Origin of the sequence: Sporosarcina sp. PTS2304 (assembly GCF_003351785.1) — a bacterium.
In the GTDB taxonomy this organism is placed as follows: Bacteria; Bacillota; Bacilli; order Bacillales_A; family Planococcaceae; genus Sporosarcina.
On the sequence record NZ_CP031230.1, the window covers coordinates 860760 to 887758 of the forward strand.

Annotated in this window: 27 protein-coding genes; 26 read left to right on the forward strand and 1 reads right to left on the reverse strand. The window is 41.1% G+C overall.

Annotated features, from left to right (window positions below; all coding sequences use genetic code 11):
- From spoIIP to recO, 24 genes are all read left to right on the forward strand, one after another.
- Positions 1–801, forward strand: coding sequence for a stage II sporulation protein P (spoIIP, locus tag DV702_RS03965; protein WP_240315678.1), 801 nt, complete (start codon positions 1–3; stop codon positions 799–801).
- A gap of 83 nt (positions 802–884) precedes the next feature.
- Positions 885–2708 (forward strand): translation elongation factor 4, encoded by a 1824-nt coding sequence (gene lepA, locus DV702_RS03970; RefSeq protein ID WP_114923576.1) that lies wholly within the window; start codon positions 885–887, stop codon positions 2706–2708.
- Positions 2709–2778: 70 nt separating this feature from the next.
- The gene (gene hemW, locus DV702_RS03975) at positions 2779–3912 is read left to right on the forward strand and encodes a radical SAM family heme chaperone HemW (protein WP_114923577.1); all 1134 of its coding nucleotides are present in this window, start codon (positions 2779–2781) and stop codon (positions 3910–3912) included.
- Between the two features lie 96 nt (positions 3913–4008).
- A complete protein-coding gene (hrcA, locus tag DV702_RS03980; protein WP_114923578.1) occupies positions 4009–5064 on the forward strand; it encodes a heat-inducible transcriptional repressor HrcA in 1056 nt (351 codons plus the stop codon).
- Positions 5061–5636, forward strand: a complete 576-nt coding sequence (gene grpE / locus DV702_RS03985) for a nucleotide exchange factor GrpE (protein WP_114923579.1) — start codon at positions 5061–5063, stop codon at positions 5634–5636. The genes hrcA and grpE overlap by 4 nt, the downstream gene beginning before the upstream one ends.
- Before the next feature lie 50 nt (positions 5637–5686).
- Positions 5687–7513 (forward strand): molecular chaperone DnaK, encoded by a 1827-nt coding sequence (gene dnaK / locus DV702_RS03990; protein WP_114923580.1) that lies wholly within the window; start codon positions 5687–5689, stop codon positions 7511–7513.
- A gap of 135 nt (positions 7514–7648) precedes the next feature.
- Positions 7649–8770, forward strand: a complete 1122-nt coding sequence (gene dnaJ, locus DV702_RS03995; protein ID WP_114923581.1) for a molecular chaperone DnaJ — start codon at positions 7649–7651, stop codon at positions 8768–8770.
- Between the two features lie 15 nt (positions 8771–8785).
- Complete coding sequence (gene prmA / locus DV702_RS04000; protein ID WP_114923582.1) at positions 8786–9730, forward strand: 50S ribosomal protein L11 methyltransferase; 945 nt, start codon at positions 8786–8788, stop codon at positions 9728–9730.
- A 2-nt stretch (positions 9731–9732) separates the two neighbouring features.
- On the forward strand, positions 9733–10473 hold the full coding sequence (locus DV702_RS04005) for a 16S rRNA (uracil(1498)-N(3))-methyltransferase (protein WP_114923583.1): 741 nt from the start codon (positions 9733–9735) through the stop codon (positions 10471–10473).
- A gap of 16 nt (positions 10474–10489) precedes the next feature.
- Positions 10490–11830, forward strand: coding sequence for a tRNA (N(6)-L-threonylcarbamoyladenosine(37)-C(2))-methylthiotransferase MtaB (gene mtaB / locus DV702_RS04010; RefSeq protein WP_114923584.1), 1341 nt, complete (start codon positions 10490–10492; stop codon positions 11828–11830).
- Positions 11831–12072: 242 nt separating this feature from the next.
- The gene (deoC, locus tag DV702_RS04015) at positions 12073–12744 is read left to right on the forward strand and encodes a deoxyribose-phosphate aldolase (RefSeq protein ID WP_114923585.1); all 672 of its coding nucleotides are present in this window, start codon (positions 12073–12075) and stop codon (positions 12742–12744) included.
- Positions 12745–12884: 140 nt separating this feature from the next.
- Entirely contained in the window at positions 12885–13058 is a 174-nt protein-coding gene (gene rpsU, locus DV702_RS04020; protein ID WP_009496905.1) for a 30S ribosomal protein S21, read from the forward strand.
- Positions 13059–13293: 235 nt separating this feature from the next.
- Positions 13294–14631: an NfeD family protein gene (locus tag DV702_RS04025; protein ID WP_114923586.1), complete on the forward strand. Its 1338-nt coding sequence runs from the start codon at positions 13294–13296 to the stop codon at positions 14629–14631.
- On the forward strand, positions 14631–15632 hold the full coding sequence (gene floA / locus DV702_RS04030) for a flotillin-like protein FloA (RefSeq protein WP_162805859.1): 1002 nt from the start codon (positions 14631–14633) through the stop codon (positions 15630–15632). The genes DV702_RS04025 and floA overlap by 1 nt, the downstream gene beginning before the upstream one ends.
- Before the next feature lie 33 nt (positions 15633–15665).
- Positions 15666–16181, forward strand: a complete 516-nt coding sequence (locus DV702_RS04035) for a hypothetical protein (RefSeq protein ID WP_114923588.1) — start codon at positions 15666–15668, stop codon at positions 16179–16181.
- A 47-nt stretch (positions 16182–16228) separates the two neighbouring features.
- Complete coding sequence (locus DV702_RS04040) at positions 16229–16486, forward strand: YabP/YqfC family sporulation protein (protein ID WP_114923589.1); 258 nt, start codon at positions 16229–16231, stop codon at positions 16484–16486.
- Positions 16476–17567 (forward strand): sporulation protein YqfD, encoded by a 1092-nt coding sequence (locus DV702_RS04045; protein WP_114923590.1) that lies wholly within the window; start codon positions 16476–16478, stop codon positions 17565–17567. The genes DV702_RS04040 and DV702_RS04045 overlap by 11 nt, the downstream gene beginning before the upstream one ends.
- Before the next feature lie 56 nt (positions 17568–17623).
- Positions 17624–18535 carry a PhoH family protein gene (locus DV702_RS04050; RefSeq protein ID WP_205407239.1) on the forward strand — a complete coding sequence of 304 codons (912 nt, stop codon included), beginning with the start codon at positions 17624–17626 and terminating at the stop codon, positions 18533–18535.
- 66 nt (positions 18536–18601) lie between these two features.
- Positions 18602–20716 (forward strand): HD family phosphohydrolase, encoded by a 2115-nt coding sequence (locus DV702_RS04055; protein ID WP_114923592.1) that lies wholly within the window; start codon positions 18602–18604, stop codon positions 20714–20716.
- Between the two features lie 19 nt (positions 20717–20735).
- The gene (ybeY, locus tag DV702_RS04060; RefSeq protein ID WP_114923593.1) at positions 20736–21209 is read left to right on the forward strand and encodes an rRNA maturation RNase YbeY; all 474 of its coding nucleotides are present in this window, start codon (positions 20736–20738) and stop codon (positions 21207–21209) included.
- Positions 21210–21213: 4 nt separating this feature from the next.
- Positions 21214–21564, forward strand: coding sequence for a diacylglycerol kinase family protein (locus DV702_RS04065; RefSeq protein WP_114923594.1), 351 nt, complete (start codon positions 21214–21216; stop codon positions 21562–21564).
- A gap of 28 nt (positions 21565–21592) precedes the next feature.
- Positions 21593–22003 carry a cytidine deaminase gene (locus DV702_RS04070; RefSeq protein WP_114923595.1) on the forward strand — a complete coding sequence of 137 codons (411 nt, stop codon included), beginning with the start codon at positions 21593–21595 and terminating at the stop codon, positions 22001–22003.
- On the forward strand, positions 21987–22901 hold the full coding sequence (gene era / locus DV702_RS04075; protein WP_114923596.1) for a GTPase Era: 915 nt from the start codon (positions 21987–21989) through the stop codon (positions 22899–22901). The genes DV702_RS04070 and era overlap by 17 nt, the downstream gene beginning before the upstream one ends.
- Before the next feature lie 35 nt (positions 22902–22936).
- Positions 22937–23719, forward strand: a complete 783-nt coding sequence (gene recO, locus DV702_RS04080; RefSeq protein ID WP_114923597.1) for a DNA repair protein RecO — start codon at positions 22937–22939, stop codon at positions 23717–23719.
- A gap of 26 nt (positions 23720–23745) precedes the next feature.
- Here the strand turns inward: recO and DV702_RS04085 are convergent, their stop codons facing one another.
- Positions 23746–25125 (reverse strand): glycine--tRNA ligase, encoded by a 1380-nt coding sequence (locus DV702_RS04085; protein ID WP_114923598.1) that lies wholly within the window; start codon positions 25123–25125, stop codon positions 23746–23748.
- A 312-nt stretch (positions 25126–25437) separates the two neighbouring features.
- Between DV702_RS04085 and DV702_RS04090 the strand changes: the two genes are divergently transcribed.
- Together DV702_RS04090 and DV702_RS04095 are read left to right on the forward strand one after the other, a co-directional pair.
- Positions 25438–26076: a transcriptional regulator CcpN gene (locus DV702_RS04090; RefSeq protein ID WP_205407218.1), complete on the forward strand. Its 639-nt coding sequence runs from the start codon at positions 25438–25440 to the stop codon at positions 26074–26076.
- An 11-nt stretch (positions 26077–26087) separates the two neighbouring features.
- Positions 26088–26906: a pyruvate, water dikinase regulatory protein gene (locus DV702_RS04095; protein ID WP_114923599.1), complete on the forward strand. Its 819-nt coding sequence runs from the start codon at positions 26088–26090 to the stop codon at positions 26904–26906.
- Positions 26907–26999 lie beyond the last annotated feature (93 nt).

Below are 26999 nucleotides of genomic sequence, written 5' to 3' on the forward strand. Positions count from 1 at the left end.
ATGAAAAAAACCTTGCAAATTTGGCTAAGCATTATTTTCGTTTTATTCATCTTCCCAGTTGTCCTGCAGTTTCTACCGAAGCAATCGACTCATCCATCCCCTTTCTCTTTAAAAGAACCAAGCATGATTGTGTATGCATCCAATGTGTTAGAAGAGGATATAAAACCTAAAGCAGAGGGACGTGTATTAATTTATTCTACCCACTCTCATGAAGCTTATGAACCCATCACGAAAGCGGTGCATGGTAAAGTCGCTGCTTCCCATCATTCAGAAAATATTTTGAAAGTCGGGGCTAAACTGAAAGATCATTTACTTGTCCAAGGAATTACAGCAGAACAATTAGAGTTGGATATCGTCAAAATTATGCAACAAAAGAAAATACCGTACCATCGATCGTATGGCGCAATACGTCCATATGTAGAAGAAAAGGTACGTAATGAACGATATGATTTAGTCATTGATTTGCATAGAGATTCATTAGGGCCAGCGAAAACAACGATTACACACGGCGGTCAACGCTATGCTAAGGTTGCATTCGTTATCGGCAGAGAGCACCCGTATTACGACAAAAATTTAACGAAAGCAAAACAATTGAAGAACGAACTGGAAAAAAGAGTTCCCGGCATTACACGCGAAATTATTATTAAAGGTGGTCGCGGGGTAGACGGAAAGTACAATCAGGATTTGGATACGAGTATGATTTTACTGGAACTTGGCGGTGTCGGAAATACAGAAGTGGAACTGAATCACTCACTTTCGGTCCTTGGCGAATCTATTTCTTCGCTACTGCTCGTGCAATAACCGCTCAGATATTGAAGTCTGTACAGTTCACTGCTATAATTCAAGTAGCTTAAATAGGTACGTATGTGTAGGAGTGAACATGGATGAATCAAGAGCAAAGAACAGCAAGACAGAAAAATATCCGAAACTTTTCGATTATCGCCCATATCGATCACGGGAAATCGACGTTGGCGGATCGTATTTTGGAACAAACTGAAACTGTAAGTAAACGTAATTTGAAATCACAAACATTGGACTCAATGGACTTGGAGCGCGAACGTGGCATTACGATTAAATTGAATGCCGTTCAGTTAACATACCATGCGAAAAATGGTGAAGAATATACGTTTCACTTAATCGATACACCAGGACACGTCGATTTTACGTATGAAGTGTCACGAAGTTTAGCTGCTTGTGAAGGAGCGATTCTCGTAGTAGACGCTGCACAAGGAATCGAAGCCCAAACATTAGCTAACGTTTATTTAGCATTGGATAATGATTTGGAAATTTTGCCGGTCATTAACAAAATTGACTTGCCGGCTGCAGATCCTGATAAAGTAAAACAAGAAATTGAAGACGTGATCGGCCTAGACGCTTCCGAAGCAGTGCTTGCTTCTGCAAAAGCGGGCATTGGAATCGAAGAAATTTTAGAACAAATTGTTGAAAAGGTACCTGCACCTGAAGGCGATCCGGATGCACCGTTAAAAGCATTAATATTTGATTCACACTATGATCAATATAAAGGTGTAATAGTAAATATTCGTATTGTGGAAGGTAAAGTTAAGCCTGGAGATAAAATCCGTATGATGGCAACAGGCAAAGAATTTGAAGTACTGGAGACGGGTGTCTTTACTCCAATCATTTCACCACGTGAAGAATTGACGGTAGGAGACGTTGGATTCTTATCTGCTTCTATTAAAAATGTAGGGGATACACGTGTAGGGGATACTATTACACTTGTAAATGATCCAGCTGCAGAAGCGTTGCCGGGTTATCGCCGGATGAATCCGATGGTGTTCTGCGGATTGTATCCAATTGATACGTCAAAATACAATGATTTACGTGAAGCACTTGAGAAGCTGGAGTTGAATGACTCTGCTTTAGAGTACGAAGCGGAAACATCACAAGCTCTCGGATTTGGTTACCGCTGTGGTTTCCTCGGCCTATTGCATATGGAAATCATCCAAGAGCGAATCGAACGTGAATTTAAAATTGATTTGATCACTACAGCACCAAGTGTTATTTATAAAGTGAATTTAACAGACGGCTCATCGATGAATGTTGATAATCCTTCTATGATGCCTACTGCTCAAAAAGTTGATTATGTAGAGGAGCCTTACGTCAAAGCTTCCATCATGGTGCCAAATGATTATGTTGGTGCGGTAATGGAGCTATGTCAACATAAGCGCGGCGATTTCAAAACGATGGACTACATGGACAGTACACGTGTCAACGTCATTTATGAATTACCGTTAGCTGAAATTGTCTATGACTTTTTCGATCAATTAAAATCAAGTACAAAAGGATATGCTTCTCTTGACTACGAGTTAATCGGCTATAAACGTTCGAAATTAGTCAAAATGGATATTTTATTAAATGGTGAAACGGTCGATGCGCTTAGCTTCATTGTTCATAGCGACTTCAGCTATGAGCGTGGGAAAGCAATTGTAGAGAAGTTAAAATCGCTAATTCCGAGACAACAATTCGAAGTGCCTGTTCAAGCAGCTATTGGACAAAAGATTGTAGCTCGCTCTACGATTAAGTCGATGGGGAAGAACGTCTTAGCGAAATGTTACGGTGGAGATATTTCTCGTAAACGTAAATTACTCGAAAAGCAAAAAGAAGGTAAGAAAAAGATGAAGCAAGTCGGTTCGGTAGAAGTGCCACAAGAGGCATTCATGGCTGTTTTGAAGATGGATGAAGATTAATAAGCGGAAAAAGAGGGCACATGCGCCCTCTTTTTGCCGTTTACATACTTAAGTAAAAGGAAGTGACAGCATGCGGGGAGTGTATATCCATATACCGTTTTGCCAGCAAATTTGTCATTACTGTGATTTCAATAAAGTGTTTTTGAAAAATCAACCGGTCGATCAATACATTGAATCCATCGGGAAAGAATTTCAATTTATGCAAGAAGCAGGCCACTCATTCGAAGAAGTGGAAACTGTTTTTCTGGGCGGCGGTACACCGACTGCGTTAGATATAGCGCAATTGGATCGTTTATTGACGATTATCGCGCAGTATATTGACGTGCCGACATTGCGTGAGTTTACTACAGAAGCCAATCCTGACGATTTATCAGAAGGTCAATTGACGGTATTAAAAGAAAAAGGCGTCAACCGGCTTTCCATCGGAGTGCAGTCATTTAATGACCGGTTATTGCATCAAATCGGCAGAACCCATTCAAACGATGATGTGGAGCGCGTCATCTCTACTGCACGAGCCGTCGGATTTGAAAATATTAGTATAGATTTAATGTACGCCCTGCCGACACAAACTGTGAAAGAATGGGAAGAAACTATTGATCGTGCACTCGCACTAAATCTGCCGCATTACTCCGCGTATTCATTAATCGTGGAACCGAAAACCGTTTTCTATAATCGAATGGCAAAAGGGAAACTGCCACTGCCTGGTGTAGATGTAGAAGCAGAAATGTTCGCTATGGTGATTGACCGCATGAATGCGGCGAATCGCATACAATATGAAATTAGTAATTTCGCAATGCCGGACTATCCTTCATTTCATAATTTGATTTATTGGGAGAACGCACAGTATGCAGGAATTGGTGCAGGTGCGCATGGATATCTAGGAACACAACGTTACGCAAATGTTGGACCGCTTAGACATTATATTGATCAGTTAGAGAGCGGTCGGTTACCGATAAAAGAAACACATACCGTGACACGTGCTGAATCAATGGAAGAAGAAATGTTTTTAGGCTTGCGTAAACTGGAAGGGGTTTCCATTGAAACGTTTAAACAAAAATTTGCATCACCAGTAGAAGATATTTTCGGAAAACCTATTGAAAACTTGCAACAGCAAGGTCTGCTGGAAGTAACAGATGACCATCTCCGTCTAACTCGAAAAGGCGTTTTTCAAGGAAATTATGTTTTTGAACAATTTTTATTATAACTTTGAGTTCGAATCGTTGACAGCTAAAACAGAATTTGATAAATTATGAGTAGTATTAGCACTCGCGGTTAATGAGTGCTAACAGGAGTGATGATCATGTTGACAAACAGACAATTGCTCATACTACAATTGACAGTGAAAGATTTTGTCGAGTCTGCACAACCTGTAGGTTCCAGACAGCTGTCAAAGAAGCCGGAAGCGCCATTTAGTTCGGCTACGATTCGGAATGACATGGCGGATCTGGAAGATATGGGTTATTTAGAAAAGACTCACACATCATCTGGAAGAGTACCTTCTGAAAAAGGCTATCGGTTTTTCGTGGATCATTTATTGCAACCACAAGCGTTAGCTCTTGAAGACAGTATGCAACTGCGTACACTGTTTCAGGAAAAGGTAGGGGAGTCGGAAGAGCTAATACGTAAATCTGCAACGATTTTATCGGAGTTGACGAATTACACATCGATTCTGCTCGGACCTGACACATCTACGCATGCCGTCAAAAAATTTTCCATTGTACCTTTAGATCAACAGCGAGCAGTCGCGATTATCGTAACAGATAATGGTCATGTGGAAAATAGAATATTCGATGTTCCACCAGGTTTCACTGCTTCGGAAATCGAGAAGACGGTCAATATTTTAAACGAACGCCTAATAGGCACCTCGCTCGTCCAGTTGCAGCAAAAGTTATTACAAGAAGCAAAGCATGTGTTTGAGCAACATATTCATCAAGCTGAACAGCTATTCAGTTCACTGCAGCAAGCAATCGCTGTAGAACCTGAAGAACGCCTATACTTCGGCGGAAAGTTGAATATGTGGAAACAACCTGAATTTCATGATTTCCAAAAAATGAAGTCATTCTTTGAATTGATTGAAAAAGGCAATCCTGCGATGGATCTTTTTCAGAAAAACGGACAAGGTATCCAAGTCCGAATCGGTTCTGAGAACAAAGTAATTAATATGGAAGATTATAGTGTGATTACTTCCTCGTACTCTGCAGGAGGGAATATGGAAGGTTCCATTGCAATTATTGGTCCGAAACGGATGGATTATGCTAGGGTAATTACGTTGCTTGACATTTTAAGCAATGATTTATCCACAGCACTCAGTCGAATGACGATCGGACAAGATACAGACAGGAGGCAAGACACGTGAACGAAAAAGAAGAGTGTAACGAACAAGAACTTGAGGTAAACGAAAATACTTCAGAAGATGAAGTGACTGATACGACTGAACAGCCGGAAGAGGTTGAAGAAGTCACTGTAGAAGATGAACAAGCAAAAAAAATAGATGAACTAACGAAAGCTCTTGAAGAGGAAGAGGGCAAGAGACTTCGTGTCTTGGCTGATATGGAAAATGTTAAGCGAAGAGCTTCTCTCGATTACCAAGCATTGCAAACATATCGTGCGCAAAACGTAATGGTGAATATTTTACCGGTCCTTGATAACTTCGAACGTGCTCTTGCTGTAGAGGCAAAAGAAGCCGAGACGAAATCTATGCTAACGGGTATGGATATGGTGTATCGTTCATTAATAGAGGCTTTGAAATCAGAAGGTCTAGAAGAAATTCCAGCACTCGATCAAGAATTCGATCCGAACTTCCATCAAGCAGTAATGACTGATCATGATGAAGAAAAAGAGTCAGGTATTGTGTTAGAAGAACTGCAAAAAGGGTATAAACTGAAAGATCGTGTACTACGGCCATCGATGGTCAAAGTAAACGAATAACTAACGAATAACTAATCTAATGGATAGATAATTTAGGAGGAAAATTAAACATGAGTAAAATTATTGGTATTGACTTAGGTACAACAAACTCAGTAGTAGCAGTATATGAAGGCGGAGAAGCAAAAGTAATTCCTAACCCGGAAGGTAATCGTACATCACCATCTGTCGTTGCTTTTAAAAATGGTGAGCGTCAAGTAGGGGAAGTGGCTAAGCGTCAATCTATTACAAACCCTAATACGATTATGTCTGTGAAAAGACATATGGGTACAGACTTCAAAGTAGAAGTTGACGGTAAGGAGTATTCTCCGCAAGAAGTTTCTGCAATGATCTTACAATACATGAAAGGTTATGCAGAAGAGTATTTAGGCGAAAAAGTAACAAAAGCAGTAGTAACAGTACCGGCATACTTTAACGATGCGCAACGTCAAGCAACAAAAGATGCTGGAACAATCGCAGGACTGGAAGTTGAGCGTATTATTAACGAGCCGACAGCAGCAGCTCTTGCATACGGTTTGGATAAAACAGAAGAAGATCAAACCATTCTTGTCTATGACTTAGGTGGCGGTACGTTTGACGTATCGATCTTAGAACTTGGTGACGGTGTATTCCAAGTACGTGCAACTGCAGGAGATAACAAACTTGGTGGAGACGACTTTGACGACATCATTATGGATTACTTAGTACAAGAATTCCGCAAAGAAAATTCAATTGATTTGTCAAAAGATAAAATGGCAATGCAACGCCTGAAAGATGCAGCTGAAAAAGCGAAAAAAGATTTGTCAGGTGTTACATCTACACAAATTTCACTTCCGTTCATCACTGCAGGAGATGCTGGTCCGCTTCATATGGAAATTACATTAACTCGCGGGAAGTTCGATGAGTTAACTGCTGACCTTGTAGAGCGTTCTATGGTTCCTACACGTCAAGCACTTAAAGATGCAGACCTTTCTCCATCTGATATTGATCGTGTCATCCTTGTAGGTGGATCTACACGTATTCCAGCTGTTCAAGAAGCGATCAAAAAAGCAACAGGCAAAGAGCCGTTTAAAGGTGTTAACCCGGACGAAGTAGTAGCTATGGGTGCAGCAGTTCAAGGTTCTATCCTTACAGGAGATGTAAAAGACGTTGTACTATTAGACGTAACTCCGCTTTCTTTAGGTATTGAAACAATGGGTTCTGTTTTCACAAAACTAATTGACCGTAACACAACAATCCCTACAAGTAAGTCACAAGTATTCTCGACAGCGGCAGATAACCAGCCGGCTGTAGATATTCATGTGCTTCAAGGGGAACGTCCAATGGCTACAGATAACAAAACATTAGGTCGTTTCCAATTAACGGATATTCCACCAGCACCACGTGGCGTTCCGCAAATCGAAGTAACATTTGATATCGATAAAAACGGTATCGTAAATGTTAAAGCGAAAGATCTAGGTACACAAAAAGAACAAAATATTACGATCCAATCTAGTTCAGGTCTTTCTGACGAAGAAATTGATCAAATGGTCAAAGATGCGGAAGCTCATGCAGAAGAAGACAAGAAACGCAAAGAAGAAGCAGAGTTACGCAACGAAGCGGATCAGTTAGTGTTCATGGCAGAAAAGACACTTAAAGATCTAGAAGGTAAAGTGGACGAAGCTGAAGTAAAAGAAGCAGAAACTGCACTTGAAGAATTAAAAGCAGCGAATGAATCTGGTGAACTTGAGCAAATTCGCGAAAAGAAAGAAAAGCTTGATGGGTTAGTTCAGGCGCTTTCTGTGAAATTGTATGAGCAGGCAGCTGCAGAAGCGCAAGCAGCACAAGGCGATGCAAATCCAGAAGACGATGGCGTAGTCGATGCTGACTTTGAAGAAGTAGACGATAAAGACCAAAAGTAATTGAATTGAAATAGCTATTGACGGAAAAGTCAAAGTCCGAATTCCGGCTTTGACTTTTTCGTTCGTTAACATAACAAAAGTCTGTTGAACATGGTACAATGAACGACAGGTAAAATGCGATGAGGGGTGCAGTAAATGAGTAAAAGAGATTATTATGATGTGCTAGGAGTTTCTAAATCCGCTACAAAGGAAGAAATTCGTAAAGCGTATCGAAAATTATCAAAACAGTATCATCCAGACTTGAACAAAGCGGAAGACGCTGAAGTGAAGTTTAAAGAAGTGACAGAAGCTTTTGAAGTGTTAAGTGATGAAAATAAACGTGCAGAATATGACCAATACGGTCATGCAGGTCCTTCACAAGGGTTCGGCGGATTTGGCGGCGGTGGTGGAGAAGGTTTCGGTTTTGAAGATATTTTCAGTACGTTCTTTGGCGGCAGCGGTAGAAGAAGAGATCCGAATGCCCCTCAAAAAGGAAACGACCTTCAATATACGATGACTGTAGACTTCATGGATGCCATTTTCGGGAAAGAAACTGAAATTGAAATTCCGCGTGAAGAAGAGTGTACAACATGTGATGGAACAGGTGCGAAAAAAGGTACGAGTGTCAAAACATGTACGACATGTAATGGAGCAGGTGAAGTTTCAGTCACGCAAAATACGCCGTTCGGTCAAGTAGTGAACCGCAGAACATGTTCAACTTGTCAAGGAACAGGTAAAATTATTCCTGAAAAATGTCCGACCTGTCATGGGAAAGGCCGCGTAACGAAAAATAAAGTGATTAAAGTAAGTATTCCTGCTGGAGTAGATCAAGGTCAACGTTTGCGAGTAGGTGGCCAAGGGGAAGCTGGTATTAATGGTGGACCTCCAGGAGATCTATACATTGTCTTTAATGTCCGTCCACATAATCGATTTATTCGTGAAGAAGACGACATTATTTTGGAGCTTACCTTAACATTCCCGCAAGCCGCACTTGGAGATGAATTAGAAGTTCCGACTGTACATGGCAAAGTGAAGCTGAAAATCCCGGCAGGTACACAGAACGGTACTAATTTCCGTCTGCGCGGAAAAGGAGTTCCTAACGTTCATGGTCATGGCGTAGGTGATCAGCACGTAATTGTGCGAGTGGCGACACCAAAGAAAATGACAGAAAAACAAAAAGAGTTATTGCGTGAATTCGCTTCAATTGAAGGTGAATCACCGGATGAGTATTCAAGCTCGTTCTTCGATAAAATCAAACGCACATTTAAAGGCGAATGAAGGGATTGAACAACTGTGAAATGGTCTGAAGTTTCCGTCCACACGACACATGAAGCGACTGAAGCAGTAGCAAATATATTGCATGAGGCAGGAGCGAGCGGAGTCGTTATTGAAGATTCCGAAGAGCCAGATAAAGAGCGGGTTAATGTGTACGGTGAGCTCTATGCCTTGGATAAAGACGACTTTCCAAGTGAAGGGGTCATTATTAAAGCGTATTTGCCGGTAAATAGTTTCATTAACGAAACTGTACAAGAGCTAGAACTCGAAATTGAAGGATTACGGGAATTTTCTTTGGATCCGGGCCGCTTTACAATCGGTATCACAGAAGTCGATGAGCAGGACTGGGAAAATTCGTGGAAACAATATTACCATCCGGTGAAAATCTCTAAACGCTTTACAATCGTCCCTACGTGGGAAGACTATACACCTGTCGAAACAGATGAGTTACTCATTGAATTGGATCCAGGCATGGCATTCGGAACGGGGACACATCCTACGACTGTCTTATGTTTGCAGGCATTGGAAAAGTACTTACAACCTGATCAAACTGTAGTCGACGTGGGAACAGGTTCAGGTGTTCTAGCAATCGGTGCAGCTTTACTTGGTGCAAAGCAAATTACAGCTCTTGATCTGGACGAAGTGGCGGTTCGCGCAGCGCAGGAAAACGTTCAATACAATCACGTAGAAGATCGGATTACAGTCTTACAAGCGAATTTACTCGATGCGATTGAAAAACAACCCGACTTGATCATCGCAAATATTTTGGCTGATATTATTATGTCATTCTCAAAAGATGCTTATGATATAGTGAAACCAGGCGGATTGTTCATCACATCCGGGATCATCGGTCAAAAACGTGATGAAGTACGTAATAATTTACTATCTCACGGATTTGAAATTGTGGAGACAGTATTAATGGAAGACTGGGTTGCGATTATTGCCCGTAAAGGTAGTGAATAAGTATGCAACGTTATTTTATTGATCAGTCTTTTGACGAGCATGGCCGCGCTGTGATCAGTGGGGACGACAGCAAACATATCGTCAAAGTAATGCGCATGACTCCTGGGCAACAGCTATTGATTGTCCACGATAAGGTCGCTTTCATCTCAACTATAGAAGAAATTTTGGCAGATCAAGTAATTGTTTCAAGACAACAAGAATTGACTCAACAAACGGAAATGCCGGTAGATGTGACGCTCGTTTGCGGGTTGCCTAAAGGAGATAAACTCGACTTGATCACGCAAAAAGGAACGGAACTCGGTATGAAACGTCTCATACCTTTAACGACTAGCCGATCCATTGTGAAATGGGATGCCAAAAAGAGTGATAAACGTATAGAACGTCTGCAAAAAATAGCAAAAGAAGCAGCTGAACAATGTCATCGCAATGAAATACCGGAAATTCTTCCAGTACAATCAGTGAAACAATTGATTACTTACGCTGACACGTTCGATGTGAAATTATTCGCAGATGAAGAAGACGCGAAAAGCAATCATCCACATAAGATTGCAGACCGATTGAAAAACGTGTATCATGGACAATCGATAGTTGTTGTCTTTGGTTCAGAAGGAGGACTGGCAAGGGAAGAAGCTGTCTTGTTGGAAGAAGCAGGTTTTCTGCCGATGTCCTTAGGTCCAAGAATCCTACGTACAGAAACAGCTCCTTTGTATACATTGTCCGCTATGTCTTATGAATTCGAATGAAAGAGGTGAGCAGCTTATGTCTTCAGTTGCTTTTCATACATTAGGCTGCAAAGTAAATCATTATGAAACGGAAGCAATTTGGCAACTGTTTCAAGATGCAGGCTACGAGAGAGTAGAGTTTGATGAAAATTCCGATGTTTATGTGATTAATACATGTACTGTAACGAACACGGGAGATAAAAAGAGCCGACAAGTGATTCGGCGTGCGATTCGAAAAAATCCAGATGCAGTCATTTGTGTAACAGGTTGCTACGCGCAGACATCCCCCGCTGAAATTATGGCAATACCTGGTGTGGATATTGTCGTAGGCACACAAGACCGTACAAAATTGCTTGGATTGATTGAGCAATTTCGTGAAGAGCGTCAGCCGATCAATGCTGTACGCAATATTATGAAAAATCGCGTCTATGAAGAGCTGGATGTTCCTTCCTTCACAGACCGTACGCGTGCGTCTTTAAAAATTCAAGAAGGATGCAATAACTTCTGCACATTTTGCATCATTCCATGGGCTCGCGGCTTAATGCGCTCCCGAGATCCACAAGAAGTCATCCACCAAGCGCAACAATTAGTGGATGCGGGTTATTTGGAAATCGTTCTAACTGGCATTCACACGGGCGGCTACGGTGAAGACTTGAAAGATTGCAACTTAGCCCAGTTACTACGTGATTTGGAAAGCCAAGTGAAAGGCTTGAAACGTCTGCGTATTAGTTCAATCGAAGCGAGTCAACTAACAGATGAAGTGATTGACGTATTACGTGAATCCGAAATTATTGTCCGTCATTTACATATTCCTATTCAATCCGGTTCAAATACGGTATTGAAGCGGATGCGTCGTAAATATACGATGGAATTTTTCTCAGAGCGTTTAACTCGTCTAAATGAAGCACTACCAGATTTAGCGATTACATCTGACGTAATCGTCGGCTTCCCGGGTGAAACAGAAGAAGAGTTTATGGAGACGTATAATTTTATCCGTGATCATAAATTTTCTGAACTGCACGTATTCCCTTATTCCAAGAGAACGGGTACACCAGCAGCGCGCATGGAAGACCAAATCGATGAAAGTATTAAAAATGAACGCGTCCATCGGTTGATTACATTAAACGATCAGCTAGCGAAAGACTATGCTGCTCGTTTTGAGGGCGAAGTATTAGAAGTGATTCCGGAAGAACGGTACAAGCTGAACCCGGAAAAAAATCTATACGAAGGCTATACAGACAACTATTTGAAAGTGGTCTTGCCAGCAGATGAATCGATGGTAGGTCAAATCGTTCGAGTAAAACTCACAAAGGCAGGGTATCCTTATAACGAAGGCCAACCTGTGCGCATACTAGAAGACGAAAAAATTCTGATTTGATCAGCAGTTGTCCGATAAACCCCTAATATAACCAGGCACAGAAAAACTATTTGTTTTTCTGTGCCTGGTTTGCTTATGGTGAAAAGTCCCCACTATCTCCATCATCACTTAGTTATTGAAGCGCCATCTTCCAAATGAACGGTCAAAATAAATTACATGCTACTGTTCAGACAGCCTTTTCGTGCAACAAAATACAAGCTTTGCTATACTAAGAGAAAAGAACGTAAAAAGGAGCGCTTTCATTGACTACTAATTATGCTGCTTACATCGATCATACGTTGCTAAAGGCAGATGCAACAAAAGAACAAGTGTTAAAACTGTGTGAAGAGGCTAAATCCCACACTTTTGCTTCTGTTTGTATCAATCCGGCATGGGTTCGTACTGCTGCTGAAGCGTTACAAGGAACCGCTGTAAAAGTATGTACAGTAATCGGCTTCCCATTAGGCGCAAGTACGACTGATGTCAAAGTGTTTGAAACGAAAAATGCTATTGAAAACGGTGCAAGGGAAATCGATATGGTGCTAAATATCGGTGCGTTGCATAGCGGTCTACTCGATCAAGTCCAACAAGACATCGAAGGAGTAGTAAAAGAAGCAAAAGGTAAAGCAATTGTCAAAGTGATTATTGAAACATCTTTATTAAATGACGTGCAAAAACGTACAGCTTGTGAATTAGCAGTCTTAGCCGGTGCGGACTTCGTCAAAACATCTACAGGGTTTTCAACAGGTGGAGCCACTCCAGAAGATGTGAAATTAATGCGTTCTGTCGTGGGACCAGAAATCGGTGTAAAAGCATCAGGTGGTGTCCGCAGTTTGGCAGATGTCGATAAAATGGTAGAAGCAGGTGCTACAAGAATCGGTGCCAGTTCGGGTGTCGCCATTGTACAAGGGCTTCAATCTTCGGCTGATTATTGAAGGCTTTTTGATCGACTACAAAATATTGGATTAATATTCTAATAGTTTTTTATTGACCTACTGTACTTTTTACGATATAATTTTATAGTACATAGCATACTGCTATGCTCGAAGTGTGCTCGGAGGGAGGGACAAGAGATATGACTAAGACAGTCGTTCGCAAAAATGAATCACTTGAAGACGCTCTTCGCCGCTTCAAACGTACTGTATCCAAGAGTGGTACAATACAAGAGGTAAGAAAGCGCGAGTTTTATGAAAAGCCAAGTGTAAAACGTAAAAAGAAATCAGAAGCTGCACGTAAGCGTAAATTCTAATTTCTGCCTACATTGAATTTTGACTTTAACCATTAATGTAACTTGTTATAAGCCGAAAATCCTTCAGTGGATTTTCGGTTTATTTTATTATTTCCTTCTAAACCATCTATTCGAACGACACACTTCCGATTCCTAGAAACTATGGTGTAAAAACTTTTTTCAAATAAACGAAACCAATTGCTTCTTCAAACGTAAATAGTAAGTATAATAGGCAGTAGAGAGAGGTGAGAAAATAATGACTAAAATGATTAGGTCCGTTTTTCTGCTCATTTTATTCATCGGAACAATCGCATTGCCTTTTATTCATTCTGACGCAGCTGAAACAAAAGTATATCAAGTGCCACTTCATCAAGAAGTAGAGAAAGGTCTGCATGCTTTTCTTCAGCGTTCTTTTAAAGAAGCGAAAGAAGCAGGTGCAGACACGATCGTATTGGATATTAATACACCTGGAGGCTTTGTAGATGCTGCTGATCAAATCGCGAAGTTAATGAAGTCGACCGATGCGGAAATTATCGCTTTCATTAATGACCGGGCGTTATCTGCCGGCGCCTTTTTAGCACTCTATGCAGACCAGATCTATATGACACCAAATGGTTCGATGGGGGCTGCGCAAGTGATTGTCGGGTCAGGTAAAGCTGCTGACGCAAAAGCGAATAGTGCTTGGTTAGCGCAAATGAAAAATGCCGCTTTGCATAAAAAGGATCGGGATCCGGAGTACGCACTAGCTATGGCTGATCCAACGATTGATCTGCCTGAATACCGTGCAAAAAAAGGTGAACTATTGACACTTACCGCCGATGAAGCGGAAAAAGTGAACTATAGCCAAGGAACGGTTGCTACATTCGACGAGTTGTTAAAAACATTGGATTTAGCAGACGCAACTGTCATTTCCACTACAGAAACTTTCTCGGAAAAAGCAGCTAGATTCATTACGAATCCAATCGTTGTTCCAATTTTACTATCAATTGCAAGTCTTGGCTTGATTGTAGAATTGTATTCGCCGGGATTTGGAGTGCCGGGTACAATGGGACTTACTGCGCTGTTTTTATTCTTCTACGGACATACAGTGGCAGGGTTGGCCGGATATGAGACGATGATTTTATTCCTTTTAGGCGTAGGCCTCATTATAGCTGAATTTTTCATTGCAGGAGGGATAGCAGGAATTTTCGGAGTCCTCGCTATCATAGGAAGTATATTATTAGCAGGTACAAACTTAGCGTTCATGGCAATTTCGGTATTAATTGCGATAACCGTAGCGAGTATAGGAATGGTGGTTATTATGAAATTCTTCGGAAAAAAACTTCATCTGTTGAATAAAATCATCTTAATGGATACGATGGATACGGAAGACGGTTATGTATCCAATAAAAACCGTACGGAACTATTGCAAAGAGTCGCGACCACATTAACTCCACTATACCCATCAGGAGTAGCTGAATTAGATGGCGAGCGCATTGATGTCGTATCTGAAGGTAGTTATATTGAAAGCGGTAAAGAAGTAGTCATTGTAGCGGTTGAAGGTTTCAGAATCGTAGTAAGAGAAAAGCAGAAAGAGGAGGACACACACTTATGATGACGGGATTAGGAACGATCGGACTAGTAGTAGCAGTCTTTTTCATTATTATCGTACTGGCAGTATTCTTCACATTCGTTCCTGTAGCGCTATGGATTTCAGCCATTGCGGCAGGTGTACGAGTAAGTATCTTCACATTAATCGGGATGCGTTTACGTCGGGTTATTCCAAGTCGAGTAGTAAATCCGTTGATCAAAGCACATAAAGCGGGTCTGACAGTATCGATTAACCAGTTGGAAAGTCATTACTTAGCAGGTGGTAACGTAGACCGCGTAGTCAACGCATTGATTGCTGCGCAACGTGCGAATATCGCGTTAACATTTGAAAGAGCTCAAGCGATTGACTTAGCTGGACGTGACGTACTAGAAGCTGTACAAATGTCCGTTAACCCGAAAGTTATCGAAACGCCATTTATCGCAGGTGTTGCGATGAACGGTATTGAAGTAAAAGCAAAAGCGCGTATTACGGTTCGTGCGAATATCGATCGTCTCGTCGGTGGTGCAGGTGAAGAGACAGTAGTCGCTCGTGTTGGTGAAGGTATCGTCAGTACGATCGGTTCCTCTGTGAGCCATGCGAAAGTACTTGAAAATCCGGATATGATTTCTCAAACAGTTCTTAAAAAAGGACTAGATTCGGGTACAGCATTTGAGATTCTTTCCATTGATATTGCAGACGTTGATATCGGTAAAAATATCGGTGCAGAACTACAAACAGAACAAGCGATGGCGGATAAGAACATTGCACAGGCGAAAGCAGAAGAACGTCGCGCAATGGCTGTTGCGAGCGAGCAAGAGATGAAGGCGAAAACACAAGAGATGCGCTCGAAAGTGGTCGGTGCAGAAGCCGAAGTTCCTTTGGCAATGGCAGAAGCGTTGCGTTCAGGTAATATCGGAATCATGGATTATATGAACTATAAAAATATCCAGGCAGACACAGGCATGCGTGACTCCATTAGTAAAGTCGGCGGAGAACAGCAACCAAAGGATGAAAAGAAAAACTAATTACACGATGAATTCCCGGGAAGGGGATGCATAATGGAACAGCTCATTATATTGGTCGTCATGTTGGCGCTCGGCTCGCTTTTTGGTAAGAAGAAAGAACAACCGGAAGAGAAAAGAACACCAACACAGCAACGACCTATTCATACACAAACGAAACAAGTAGAACCAGAAAGAACGAATGCAGCTCCTGTAAAACAGTCTCGTTCGTTAAAGGATCTATCGAGAGATTTATTCGATGATATCCAAAAAGAGTTTAAAGATCTACAAAACGAAATGGAAGAACCGAAACAACCACAACCATCACGTGTACCGCAGACCGAAGTGTTTTATCCACAACAGCCGCCGCGTCCGGTAAAACCTGCGACTCCTGCGCGTGTGGAACGTGCCGAACGTCAACCGAGCAGAGGAAGACTGCATTCGGAAAGGTCTACGGTGCTAGTGGAAGATTCGCGCATTTTGCAAGAAGATCTGATTCCTAGAAATTCAAAACAAGTGATTCAAGGAATTGTCTTTTCAGAAATTTTAGGTCCACCAAAAGCAAAACGGTAATCATGCAATCCCCTAACTCATCATAGGATAAGTTAGGGGGTTTTTTCGTGAAAAAATTATTCGCACTTCATCCATCTATTACTATAGATGAATTCAATTCTGTACGGATTACAGGCAATTATCAGCTGACTACATTGACCGAACAATCCGTATCTTTGCAAACAGATGACTATGCCCTAACTATTCGAGGTGAAGATGTAACAGTCCTTGAACTTACGGAACAACATGTGTATATTTCGATCATCGAACTAACAGAAGTATCTATTCGCCATAAACCCGCTGAGGAAAAATTGTATGAGTCATAAGCGCTTCGAAGTTCAAGTGACCAATAGTGGCAAAGTTTCGGCATTTTTGAGTAAATTACAAGCACAGCAAGCGAAAGTTCAGCATGTGTATGTAGCGGGAAAGTCTGTCTATTTTGAAACAGATCGAAAAGGTATTGAAAAGATTCGACGTTATCGCAGGCAGTATCAAGTCCGTGTCAAGATTTCTAGAGTAGGTAGTGAATCTGTACAGTATCGACTGTTCTCTTCTTTTTTATTTATCATCAGCTGCATCATTCCTTTTTGTGCGTCGCTCTTCTTATGGGAGATCCAAGTGGAAAGTGAAGTGCCCGAAGTAGCGGAACGAATGGAGAAAAAGTTGGAACAGGCACATATAAAAGTTCCATCTTTACTATCCACATTACCTGAAGAAGATGAAATTCGAAGACTTCTCATGCAAGGAGAACCCTCTTTGTCTTGGATTCGTTTTACACAACTAGGAACATCATTCGTCATATCTCCTATGTTCGCGCCGCTATCTTCTGAAATCAAAGAAGATGTGAAAGAACCTCCTGCTCATTTAGTCGCAAAAACAGGAGGAGTAATTACGCATTTTGCTCTTACAAGGGGGGAGAGAGCGAGTGTTGTTCATCAAACAGTAGAAAAAGGCGATATGCTAGCAACAGGAATTCTTGAGCAAGGAGAGAAAACTACTGTAGTCGGTGCAGAGGGAGAAGTATTTGCGGATTACTGGTTGGAATATCATTTTGAAATGCCCCGAACGATCACTTATTACAGTCAAGGAGAAGAACATATACAAGTTGATTGGCAAAATCCGTGGCATGAAAATGCGGCAGGAAAAATTCGATTCAGAAACCCGATACTTTTCACAACTGTGCGCACAGATCCTTTGCATAAAGTGCGACTGGAGAAAGGGATGGAAGAGAGTGTAATCCTGCCCTTACTAACATATGATTTACTAGCGACTAAGAAAAATGAGCTGATCATTAAAGAGGAAAATGTTTTACATGTATCGTTCACTAATGATAAAGTAGTAGGGACTATACTATTTTTACTTAATGAAAACATTGCTGAAAAACGACCGATAACTCAAGGAGACTGAAAATATTGAGCGAACATTCCATTCAACTGCATATTGAAGAACCAAATGAAGCGATTATGCTTCTTGGTATTTCCGATCAAAACATGAATTTGATCGAAGAAGAATTACATGTCTCGATTCGAACGAGAGGCGAAAATGTCTCCATTACTGGGGACGAAGAACAGGCAGAAGCTGCAAAAGCCTTGCTGGAGCAACTGCTGAAAGTCATTCGTAAAGGCATCAATATTAATTTGCGAGATGTTGCAACAGCTATCGAAATGGCAAAAAACAGTACAATCGAATACTTTGCATCCTTATATGATGAAGAAATTGCGCGCAATACGAAAGGGAAAGTCATTCGTGCGAAGACGATTGGACAGCGAGAGTACGTACAATCCATTCGCTCACGAGACCTCGTCTTTTGTATTGGTCCTGCAGGTACTGGAAAAACCTATCTAGCTGTCGTTATGGCGGTGCAAGCGATGAAGTCGGGTTCAGTTAAGCGTATTGTCCTAACACGCCCTGCTGTGGAAGCAGGAGAGAGCCTAGGCTTCCTTCCAGGTGATCTGAAGGAAAAGGTCGACCCTTATTTACGTCCGCTTTACGATGCGCTTCATGATGTTCTTGGAGCGGAGCATACAGATAGACTGATGGAACGCGGTGTAATTGAAATCGCTCCGCTGGCATACATGCGTGGCCGTACATTAGACGATGCATTCGTGATTTTGGATGAAGCGCAGAACACAACGAAAGCCCAAATGAAAATGTTTTTAACCCGTTTAGGATTTGGTTCGAAAATGGTCATTACTGGAGACAAAACACAAATTGATCTACCCCGTGGTGTTGACTCTGGATTGAATGTAGCAGAACATATATTGAAAAATGTACAAGACATTCAATTCATTTATTTAGAACAAGGTGACGTTGTAAGACACCCGATTGTGGCAAAAATTATCGATGCATACGAAAAAGAGCAGTCATCCAATTAATGACTGCTTTTTTCATGAAATGAATAGTTACATAGAGTATATCCGATATAGAAGGGAGGCAACTGTATGGAAATGTTAAAACGATGGTTTTCACAACTGCGTAGTGTGAAATTTATCTTTTTTTTATTACTTGTCGTCTTACTATCAGGTGTGCTGTTATTTTTTTTAATGTATGGAAGCAATCAAAATGAAACGTATGAAATATCGGTGTATGAAATATCGCCGAAAACGATTCGTTCACCGAAAACTATTGAAGATATTGATAAGACTGAACTGGAACGAATTCGTGCAGAGCAAGCGGCGCCAGTTGTGTACCGCTACTCGGAAGACATTATGAAAAACAAAAAAGCGATCATCAACTCGATCTTTACTGCTGTTAGTGAGTTGGATGTAGAAACAAAGAAAGACGAGTCAATCTTGCCAAATGAAAAATTGAAAAAGCTTCGCCAAAAGTTAAAAGGGATGGAGAAAGACGATTCTTTCTATTTATTATCAGATGAGCAATTAAAGCAACTGCTGGCGGCTGATCAAAAAGATGTAGACAACTTGCACGAGTTGCTGTTACTAACAGTAGGCGGAGAACTGGCCAAACCATTTAAAGAAGATCAACTACTCATGCATCGATATGAAGTAGAACGAAGAATTCGTCAAACGAGTACGTTGCCAAATGATTTACTGGAAATAGCATTAGCGATCGGTCGTACGACCATTGTGGAGACAGAAATCGTGGACGAGCAGTTGACCGCAAAAAATAAAGAAGATGCACGTGCATCCGTCGAGCCGATCCGTATTTTACAAGGTCAAGTGATTGTCAGAGAAGGCCAGCTCATTGATCGCGATGTTTATCATCAATTGCAACTGTCAGGTGTATTAACGAATCAGTCATCCATAAAACCGACGCTCGGCATCATTTTATTTGTATTATTCATATCCGGATTGATTACGATCCACTTTATGAATTCCAAAAAAGCAGATATACCTAAAAAGAAAGCGTTGGTAATTTTTTATATCATGTTATTTTTGGCAGTCATCCTTATGAAAATCGTTAGTTACATCGATCACGAATTCGATGTGCTTATCGCATTTTTATTTCCTGCCGCATTAGTTCCAATGCTCATTAAATTATTGATTAATGAACGCACAGCTGTGTTGGCTACTATCATCACAGCTGCGACTGCCGGGATTATGCTGCAAGAAGGAGTAGCCGCCATTATGCAGATGGAAGTGGCGTTGTATATTTTATTTGGCGGCATCATTAGTATTTATTTGCTCAAAGAACATGGACGAAGATCAACGATTTTACAAACGAGCCTTGGTGTGGCATTTTCAAATATTATGTTTATTATATTTTATTTGCTAATGACGCAGTCGAGCTATACGACGTCAGAACTGGTTTTTTATGCAGCAGCAGCGATCGCGTCGGGTGTTTTATCAGGCGCGTTAACGATGGGATTGCTTCCATTTTTTGAATCTAGCTTCCGATTGTTATCAAATATGCGGCTCGTTGAATTATCGAATCCGAATCATCCGTTGCTGAAGAAAATTTTAGTGGAAACACCGGGAACGTATCACCATAGTATTATGGTGGCGAATTTAGCGGACGCTGCATGTGAATCGATAGGTGCAAACGGCTTGCTTGCACGTGTCGGGAGTTATTATCATGACATCGGTAAAACGATTCATCCAGGATTCTTTATTGAAAATCAGCACGGTAATCGTAATTTACATGATGCACTGACACCTGAAAAAAGTCGTGATATTATTATTGCACATGCTGAAGATGGAGCCAGCATTTTGGAGAAGCATCATATGCCGATTGAGATTATTGATATTGCTAGGCAACATCACGGCACAAGTATTTTAAAATTTTTCTACGTTAAGGCGAAAGAATTGAATCCGAAAGTAGAAGAGCGGCAATTCAGATATGCTGGTCCAAAGCCACAAACGAAAGAAATTGCAGTTATTATGATTTCGGATAGTGTGGAAGCGGCAGTACGATCCATGAAAGAACCGACGCCTGAAAAAATCGCGGCATTGGTAGAATCGATTGTTCGTTCGAAAGTAGATGATCAGCAGTTTGACGAATGTGATCTTTCCATGAAAGAGTTGAAACAGGTGAAACAAGTCATTTGTGAAACATTGAATGGAATTTTCCACAATCGAATCGAATACCCGGAATGAATAAAGGAGAGCGAGTAATATGATTGATTTTTATTTTGAAGACGAGACGGAAACAGTAGATCAAAGTTCGGAGACTTTAATTACAAATCTATTGAACCACGCTGCGAAAATGGAAGTGCTGGAAGGGCTGTATGAATTATCTATTACGTTTATGGATGATGAGGCCATTCAAGCAGTCAATGCACAATATAGAGGCAAAGATCAACCGACAGACGTAATATCCTTTGCGTTGGAAGAACTTTCTGAAGGGGAAGTAGCGATTGTTCGTGATAGTGACATGCCAGTCGTTCTTGGAGACATAATTATTTCAATTGACACTGCAAAACGTCAAGCAACAGAGTATAATCATACATTCGAGCGTGAACTTGGATTTCTGGCTTTGCACGGCTTCCTTCATCTATTAGGATATGATCATCTTGAAGAAGAACAGGAAAAGGAAATGTTCGGCAGACAGACGGATATTTTAACGTCCTTTGGGTTGGAACGGCAGTGAGCGCATGAAAACATTTTTTAAGTCATTTGTGTATGCGTGGAATGGTGTAGTGGACGGTGTGGCGAATGGTCGGAATATGAAATCACATTTTCTCTCTGCTGTCATCGTTGTACTCGCCGGTCTTTTCACAGGACTTACCATCATGGAATGGTGTATCGTCATTCTGTTAATTGGCGGCATGATGGCGCTCGAATTAATGAATACAGCTGTTGAATATGTAGTGGATCTAGTGACGCTGGAGTTTCATCCGCTGGCAAAAAAGGCGAAGGATGTTGCAGCGGGGTCGGTACTAATTTACGCTATCATCAGTGCCATTGTCGGCTTTATGATTTTCTTGCCAAAATGGTTTGGCTAATACAAGTTACATATGGGAGTGAATAGAAATGACTACTAAAAAATTAATAAATGAAGCGACAATCGCCAGAGAGAAAGCTTATGTTCCGTACTCAAAGTTTCCGGTAGGGGCTGCACTAGAAGCGGAAGACGGCACAATTTATCATGGTTGTAATATTGAAAATTCATCTTTCGGGCTATCAAACTGCGCAGAGCGTACGGCGATTTTCAAAGCTGTATCTGAAGGTGTGACATCATTTACCTCTCTTACTGTGATTGGCGATACAGAAGGACCGATTGCACCGTGTGGGGCATGCCGTCAAGTAATTGCAGAGTTTTGTGAACCGGCAATGCCTGTATATTTGGCCAATCTTACAGGTGACGTGCAAGAGACATCCGTTGAAAAATTATTACCAGGTGCTTTTTCCAAGGAGGATTTAGACTATGCAGAAGAACGATAAACAATTTAAATCTGGTTTTATTTCGATAATCGGACGACCGAATGTAGGGAAATCCACTTTTATTAATCGTATGGTCGGACAAAAAATCGCTATTATGAGTGATAAACCGCAAACGACACGAAATAAAGTACAGGGAATTGTTACGAGTGACACTTCTCAAATGATTTTCATTGATACACCAGGTGTGCATAAACCGAAGCACCGTCTTGGAGACTTCATGTTGAAAGTGACACGCAGTACATTAAGCGAAGTCGATGTCATTATGTTCATGGTCAATGCAGATGAAAAAATTGGAACAGGTGACCGTTTCATTATGGAATGGCTGGAAAAGTCTGAAACACCGGTATTTCTCGTTATCAATAAAATCGACTTAGTGCATCCTGATGAGTTATTCGAAATCATTACATCATATTCCAATGAAATGAAATTTGCGGAAGTTGTTCCGATCTCGGCGTTAAATGGCAATAACATTGAACGTCTTGTAGAAACATTGGAAAGTTATTTAGAAGAAGGTCCGCAGTTTTACGATGCAGAGCAAGTCACCGACCACCCAGAACGTTTCATAATTTCTGAAATGATTCGCGAAAAAGTGTTGCATACGACACGTGAAGAAATTCCACATTCCATTGCAGTGGCGATTGAAAGTATCGAACAAGATCCTGCAACGGATAAAACGCATATTCGCGCGACTATTATTGTGGAGCGTGATTCTCAAAAAGGGATCGTCATCGGCAAGGGCGGAAAGTTATTGAAAGACATTGGTGTCAAAGCAAGAAAAGACATCGAAATGTTACTTGGACATAAAGTATATTTGGAGTTATGGGTCAAAGTGCAAAAAGATTGGCGCAATCGTCCAAGCCGCTTAAAAGAATTTGGATTCAATGAGGAAGATTATTAAGATCTTCATCTGTCCATGATGAAGGGAAGAGTGCTTTGTTAAACAAGATTGAAGGGTTTATCATTAAAAGCATCCCGTATGGCGAATCAAATAAAATCGTCACAATCTATTCAAAAGAAGCTGGGAAAATCACAGCGATGGCCAGAGGTGCAAAAAAGCCCGCAAGTCGATTGGCGGCTATTACTCAAACATTTACTCATGGGTATTTTCTTGTGCGTGCAAGCCGGGGCATGGGAGCGCTTGAGCAAGGGGAGTTGATCAGCAGCGTACGCCATATCCGCTCTGATCTCGAGACGACTGCTTATGCTGGTCTCATTGTAGAATTGATAGATCGACTGACGGAGCAAGACAAGCCTAATGCGGGTATTTTCAAGTTGTTGGAAGAATCTTTCCATGCGATGGAAGAAGAATATGATGCAGAAGCGATTTCGTTGTTTGTCCAGTGGAAGATGTTGCCGATCGCGGGTATCCATCCGATTCTTCATGAATGTGCAAACTGTAGTGCGACAGAAGGCGAATTTGCGTTTTCTTTTCAGCAAATAGGATTTTTATGCCACCGCTGTTTTTCGGTGGATCCTTATATTATTCGCTTGTCACCTACACAGATTAAGTTAATCCGAATGTTCTATACGGTGCCGCTAGACCAAATTGGCAAACTGACGTTGAAAAAAACAACGAAAACATTTATGCAAAAACTTGTATCTACTATTTATCAAGAACAAACAGGGATTTATTTGAAGTCCCGAAAGTTTATTGAACAGCTGGATCGTACGCCTGAATTACAGAAACGACAAGAAAACCCGGAAGAAGAAGGCTGAGGCCATCTCTTTCCGGGTTTTTATCCTTAAAATTGCAAATGCTTTTGAATATAAGCTGTCACGTCTGCGATTGGCATACGTTCTTGTTCCATAGTATCACGGTGACGTACAGTTACTTGTTGATCTTCTAGTGAGTCAAAGTCATACGTAATACAGAAAGGTGTTCCTATTTCATCTTGGCGACGGTAACGACGGCCGATCGATTGAGAATCATCATATTGAACAGCGAAATGCTTCGCTAATTCTGCATAGACTTTCGTCGCATCGTCCGCTAGTTTTTTAGACAATGGCAATACCGCTGCTTTAATCGGAGCGAGTGCCGGGTGGAAGCGCAAGACTGTACGTGTATCCCCGTCCTCTAGTTCTTCTGTATCAAATGCATCACAAAGGAATGCTAGTGTTACACGGTCAGCACCTACTGAAGGTTCGATACAGTACGGTACATACTTTTCGTTCGTTACAGGGTCTTGGTAATGGAAGTCTTCGCCTGAATATTCCATATGGCGCTTCAAATCGAAGTCCGTACGGTTAGCGATTCCCCATAGTTCTCCCCAGCCAAATGGGAATTTGTATTCAATATCTACAGTTCCTTTTGAATAGTGGGACAGCTCATCTTCGTTATGTTCACGAAGACGGATATTGTCTTCTTTTAATCCAAGATTCAATAGCAGGTTTTTGGACTGATCGCGCCAATATTCATACCATTGCTCATCTTCTCCAGGTTTACAGAAAAATTCAAGCTCCATTTGTTCGAATTCACGTGTGCGGAATGTGAAGTTTCCTGGTGTAATCTCATTACGGAAACTTTTCCCTACTTGTGCAATACCGAATGGAACTTTTCTTCTCATAGACCGTTGAACGTTTTTGAAGTTCACGAAAATTCCTTGTGCTGTTTCAGGACGAAGGAAAATTTGGTTAGCGGATGAATCCGTAACTCCTTGACTCGTTTTAAACATTAAGTTAAACTGGCGGATTTCAGTGTAATCCATTGCGCCACATGTTGGACAAACAATGTTATGCTCTTGGATTAAGTCAAACATTTTTTCAAATGGAAGACCGTCCACGACGAGTTCGATTCCTTTTGCATCTAATGCTTCTTCGATTAATTTATCCGCGCGATGACGTGTTTTACATTTCTTACAGTCAATCATCGGGTCATTAAAGTTACCGATATGACCGGACGCTTCCCAAACTTTTGGATTCATCAAAATAGCAGAATCCAACCCTACGTTATAAGGTGATTCTTGAATGAATTTCTGCCACCAAGCACGCTTAATATTGTTTTTCAGCTCGACACCCAGCGGACCGTAATCCCAAGTGTTTGCCAATCCACCGTAAATATCAGACCCTGGAAATACAAAACCTCGTTGTTTTGAAAGATTTACTACTTGCTCCATAGATAACATTCTAAACGCCTCCAATTAAAATAAGCACTCGTCTCCGGACATAGTCATGTCCGGGGACGAGTGCATGATGACCCGCGGTTCCACCCCGATTGGTTTTTCAACCCACTTTCATAATGAATGTTTCAACTCCTGGTTGCCGTTTTCGTGTAGTGCAGGCTTTCACTGTCCCTGCTCGCTTTTCTTTACACTACTTATTAACCATTCTTCGTTTACTTCATTCAAAATAAGTTTAGCATGCTTCTCCTTTCTTCGCAATAGCGAGCGTCTTGATATATAATTAGACAGTAAATACTACTTTGAAGTCTGAAGGCGGTGACATGTTTGGAATTAAATACACGTCAGAATGAAATCCTGGATATCGTTAAAGGGAATGGGCCTATTACTGGGGAACAGATTGCGGAGCGTTTGAAATTGGCGCGAGCAACAATTCGTCCAGATTTGGCGATACTAACGATGGCGGGTTTTTTAGATGCGCGACCGCGTGTAGGTTATTTTTATTCTGGCAAAAAACCTACCCAATCGGTTGCAGATGGTATGGTAGATATGACAGCGGCTGATTTTCAGTCTAGACCTGTCGTGATTACAGAAAACCTTTCAGTCTACGATGCTATATGCCAACTGTTTTTGGAAGATGTAGGAACGTTATTTGTTGTAGATCAGCAATCTTTATTAACAGGTGTGTTATCGCGTAAAGATTTACTGCGAACAAGCATCGGAAGAACGGAATTAGATAAAATTCCTGTGCATGTCATTATGACGAGAATGCCGAACATTACGTATTGCAAAAAGCAAGACACGCTCATTTCAGTAGCGAAGAAAATGATGGACAGTCAAGTGGATTCATTGCCGATCGTACAGGAGAAAAAAGCTGGACTTGAAGTAATAGGACGTATTACAAAAACGAATATTACAGCCGCATTTTTATCGTTGGCGGAAGATCAAGATTTATGAGGGGTGACTGTATGACACGATTTACATTATTTATCGTCTCAGATTCTGTTGGAGAAACAGCCGGCCTCGTAACGAAAGCCGCAGCGAGTCAGTTCCGACATGATTTGGAAACGGTTTCTATAAAAAGATTTTCTTATATTGAAGAAGTTTCGCAGTTAGAAGAAATAGTGTTTTTGGCAAAACAGCAACAGGCGTTAATTGTTTTTACGTTAGTAAAGAGTGAAATGCGAGAACAATTACAACTCCTTTGTGAAGAGTTAGCTGTGCAATGTGTTGATTTATTGGGTCCTTTAATAGAAGAAATTTCTCATCAATTAAAACAATCACCATTTGAAGAGCCGGGTCTTGTGCGACAGCTAGACAATGAATACTTCAAGAAAATTGAAGCCATTGAGTTTGCGGTGCGCTATGACGACGGAAGAGATCCAAAAGGTGTGTTAGAAGCAGATATCGTATTAATCGGTGTATCCCGAACGTCTAAAACCCCTTTGTCACAATTTCTTGCGAATAAAGGATATAAAGTTGCGAACGTTCCGTTAGTTCCAGAAGTTGAACCACCTGCAGAATTATTTTCCATCGATCCACAAAAATGTTTTGGATTATACAGCTCTATTGAACAGCTGCATTCGATACGGAAGGCACGTTTAGAAACATTAGGCTTGAAAGATGATGCGAACTATGCGAAAATAGCACGTATTCAACAAGAGATAGACTATTGCAAGGACATTACAGCTAGAGTAGGCTGTGATGTAATTGATGTGACGAATCGTGCGGTAGAAGAAACAGCGAACACGATTCTAAAAACACTTACAGCAAGGAAGGCCAACTAAACAAGCTAGTTGGGTCTTCTTTTTTCTGCGCGTCTTTCTTTGGAATTTTTTTGTAAAGTTCTTTGCTCTTTGTAACAGAATGTTCATATCGCA

What these genes read in the sequence shown, in the direction of transcription:
- spoIIP (WP_240315678.1), top strand. Translation starts at nt 1, where the DNA reads ATGAAAAAAACCTTGCAAATTTGGCTAAGCATTATTTTCGTTTTATTC.
- lepA (WP_114923576.1), top strand. Translation starts at nt 885, where the DNA reads ATGAATCAAGAGCAAAGAACAGCAAGACAGAAAAATATCCGAAACTTT.
- hemW (WP_114923577.1), top strand. Translation starts at nt 2,779, where the DNA reads ATGCGGGGAGTGTATATCCATATACCGTTTTGCCAGCAAATTTGTCAT.
- hrcA (WP_114923578.1), top strand. Translation starts at nt 4,009, where the DNA reads ATGTTGACAAACAGACAATTGCTCATACTACAATTGACAGTGAAAGAT.
- dnaK (WP_114923580.1), top strand. Translation starts at nt 5,687, where the DNA reads ATGAGTAAAATTATTGGTATTGACTTAGGTACAACAAACTCAGTAGTA.
- dnaJ (WP_114923581.1), top strand. Translation starts at nt 7,649, where the DNA reads ATGAGTAAAAGAGATTATTATGATGTGCTAGGAGTTTCTAAATCCGCT.
- DV702_RS04005 (WP_114923583.1), top strand. Translation starts at nt 9,733, where the DNA reads ATGCAACGTTATTTTATTGATCAGTCTTTTGACGAGCATGGCCGCGCT.
- mtaB (WP_114923584.1), top strand. Translation starts at nt 10,490, where the DNA reads ATGTCTTCAGTTGCTTTTCATACATTAGGCTGCAAAGTAAATCATTAT.
- rpsU (WP_009496905.1), top strand. Translation starts at nt 12,885, where the DNA reads ATGACTAAGACAGTCGTTCGCAAAAATGAATCACTTGAAGACGCTCTT.
- DV702_RS04025 (WP_114923586.1), top strand. Translation starts at nt 13,294, where the DNA reads ATGACTAAAATGATTAGGTCCGTTTTTCTGCTCATTTTATTCATCGGA.
- floA (WP_162805859.1), top strand. Translation starts at nt 14,631, where the DNA reads ATGACGGGATTAGGAACGATCGGACTAGTAGTAGCAGTCTTTTTCATT.
- DV702_RS04035 (WP_114923588.1), top strand. Translation starts at nt 15,666, where the DNA reads ATGGAACAGCTCATTATATTGGTCGTCATGTTGGCGCTCGGCTCGCTT.
- DV702_RS04045 (WP_114923590.1), top strand. Translation starts at nt 16,476, where the DNA reads ATGAGTCATAAGCGCTTCGAAGTTCAAGTGACCAATAGTGGCAAAGTT.
- DV702_RS04050 (WP_205407239.1), top strand. Translation starts at nt 17,624, where the DNA reads ATGCTTCTTGGTATTTCCGATCAAAACATGAATTTGATCGAAGAAGAA.
- DV702_RS04055 (WP_114923592.1), top strand. Translation starts at nt 18,602, where the DNA reads ATGGAAATGTTAAAACGATGGTTTTCACAACTGCGTAGTGTGAAATTT.
- ybeY (WP_114923593.1), top strand. Translation starts at nt 20,736, where the DNA reads ATGATTGATTTTTATTTTGAAGACGAGACGGAAACAGTAGATCAAAGT.
- DV702_RS04065 (WP_114923594.1), top strand. Translation starts at nt 21,214, where the DNA reads ATGAAAACATTTTTTAAGTCATTTGTGTATGCGTGGAATGGTGTAGTG.
- DV702_RS04070 (WP_114923595.1), top strand. Translation starts at nt 21,593, where the DNA reads ATGACTACTAAAAAATTAATAAATGAAGCGACAATCGCCAGAGAGAAA.
- era (WP_114923596.1), top strand. Translation starts at nt 21,987, where the DNA reads ATGCAGAAGAACGATAAACAATTTAAATCTGGTTTTATTTCGATAATC.
- DV702_RS04085 (WP_114923598.1), bottom strand. Translation starts at nt 25,125, where the DNA reads ATGTTATCTATGGAGCAAGTAGTAAATCTTTCAAAACAACGAGGTTTT.
- DV702_RS04095 (WP_114923599.1), top strand. Translation starts at nt 26,088, where the DNA reads ATGACACGATTTACATTATTTATCGTCTCAGATTCTGTTGGAGAAACA.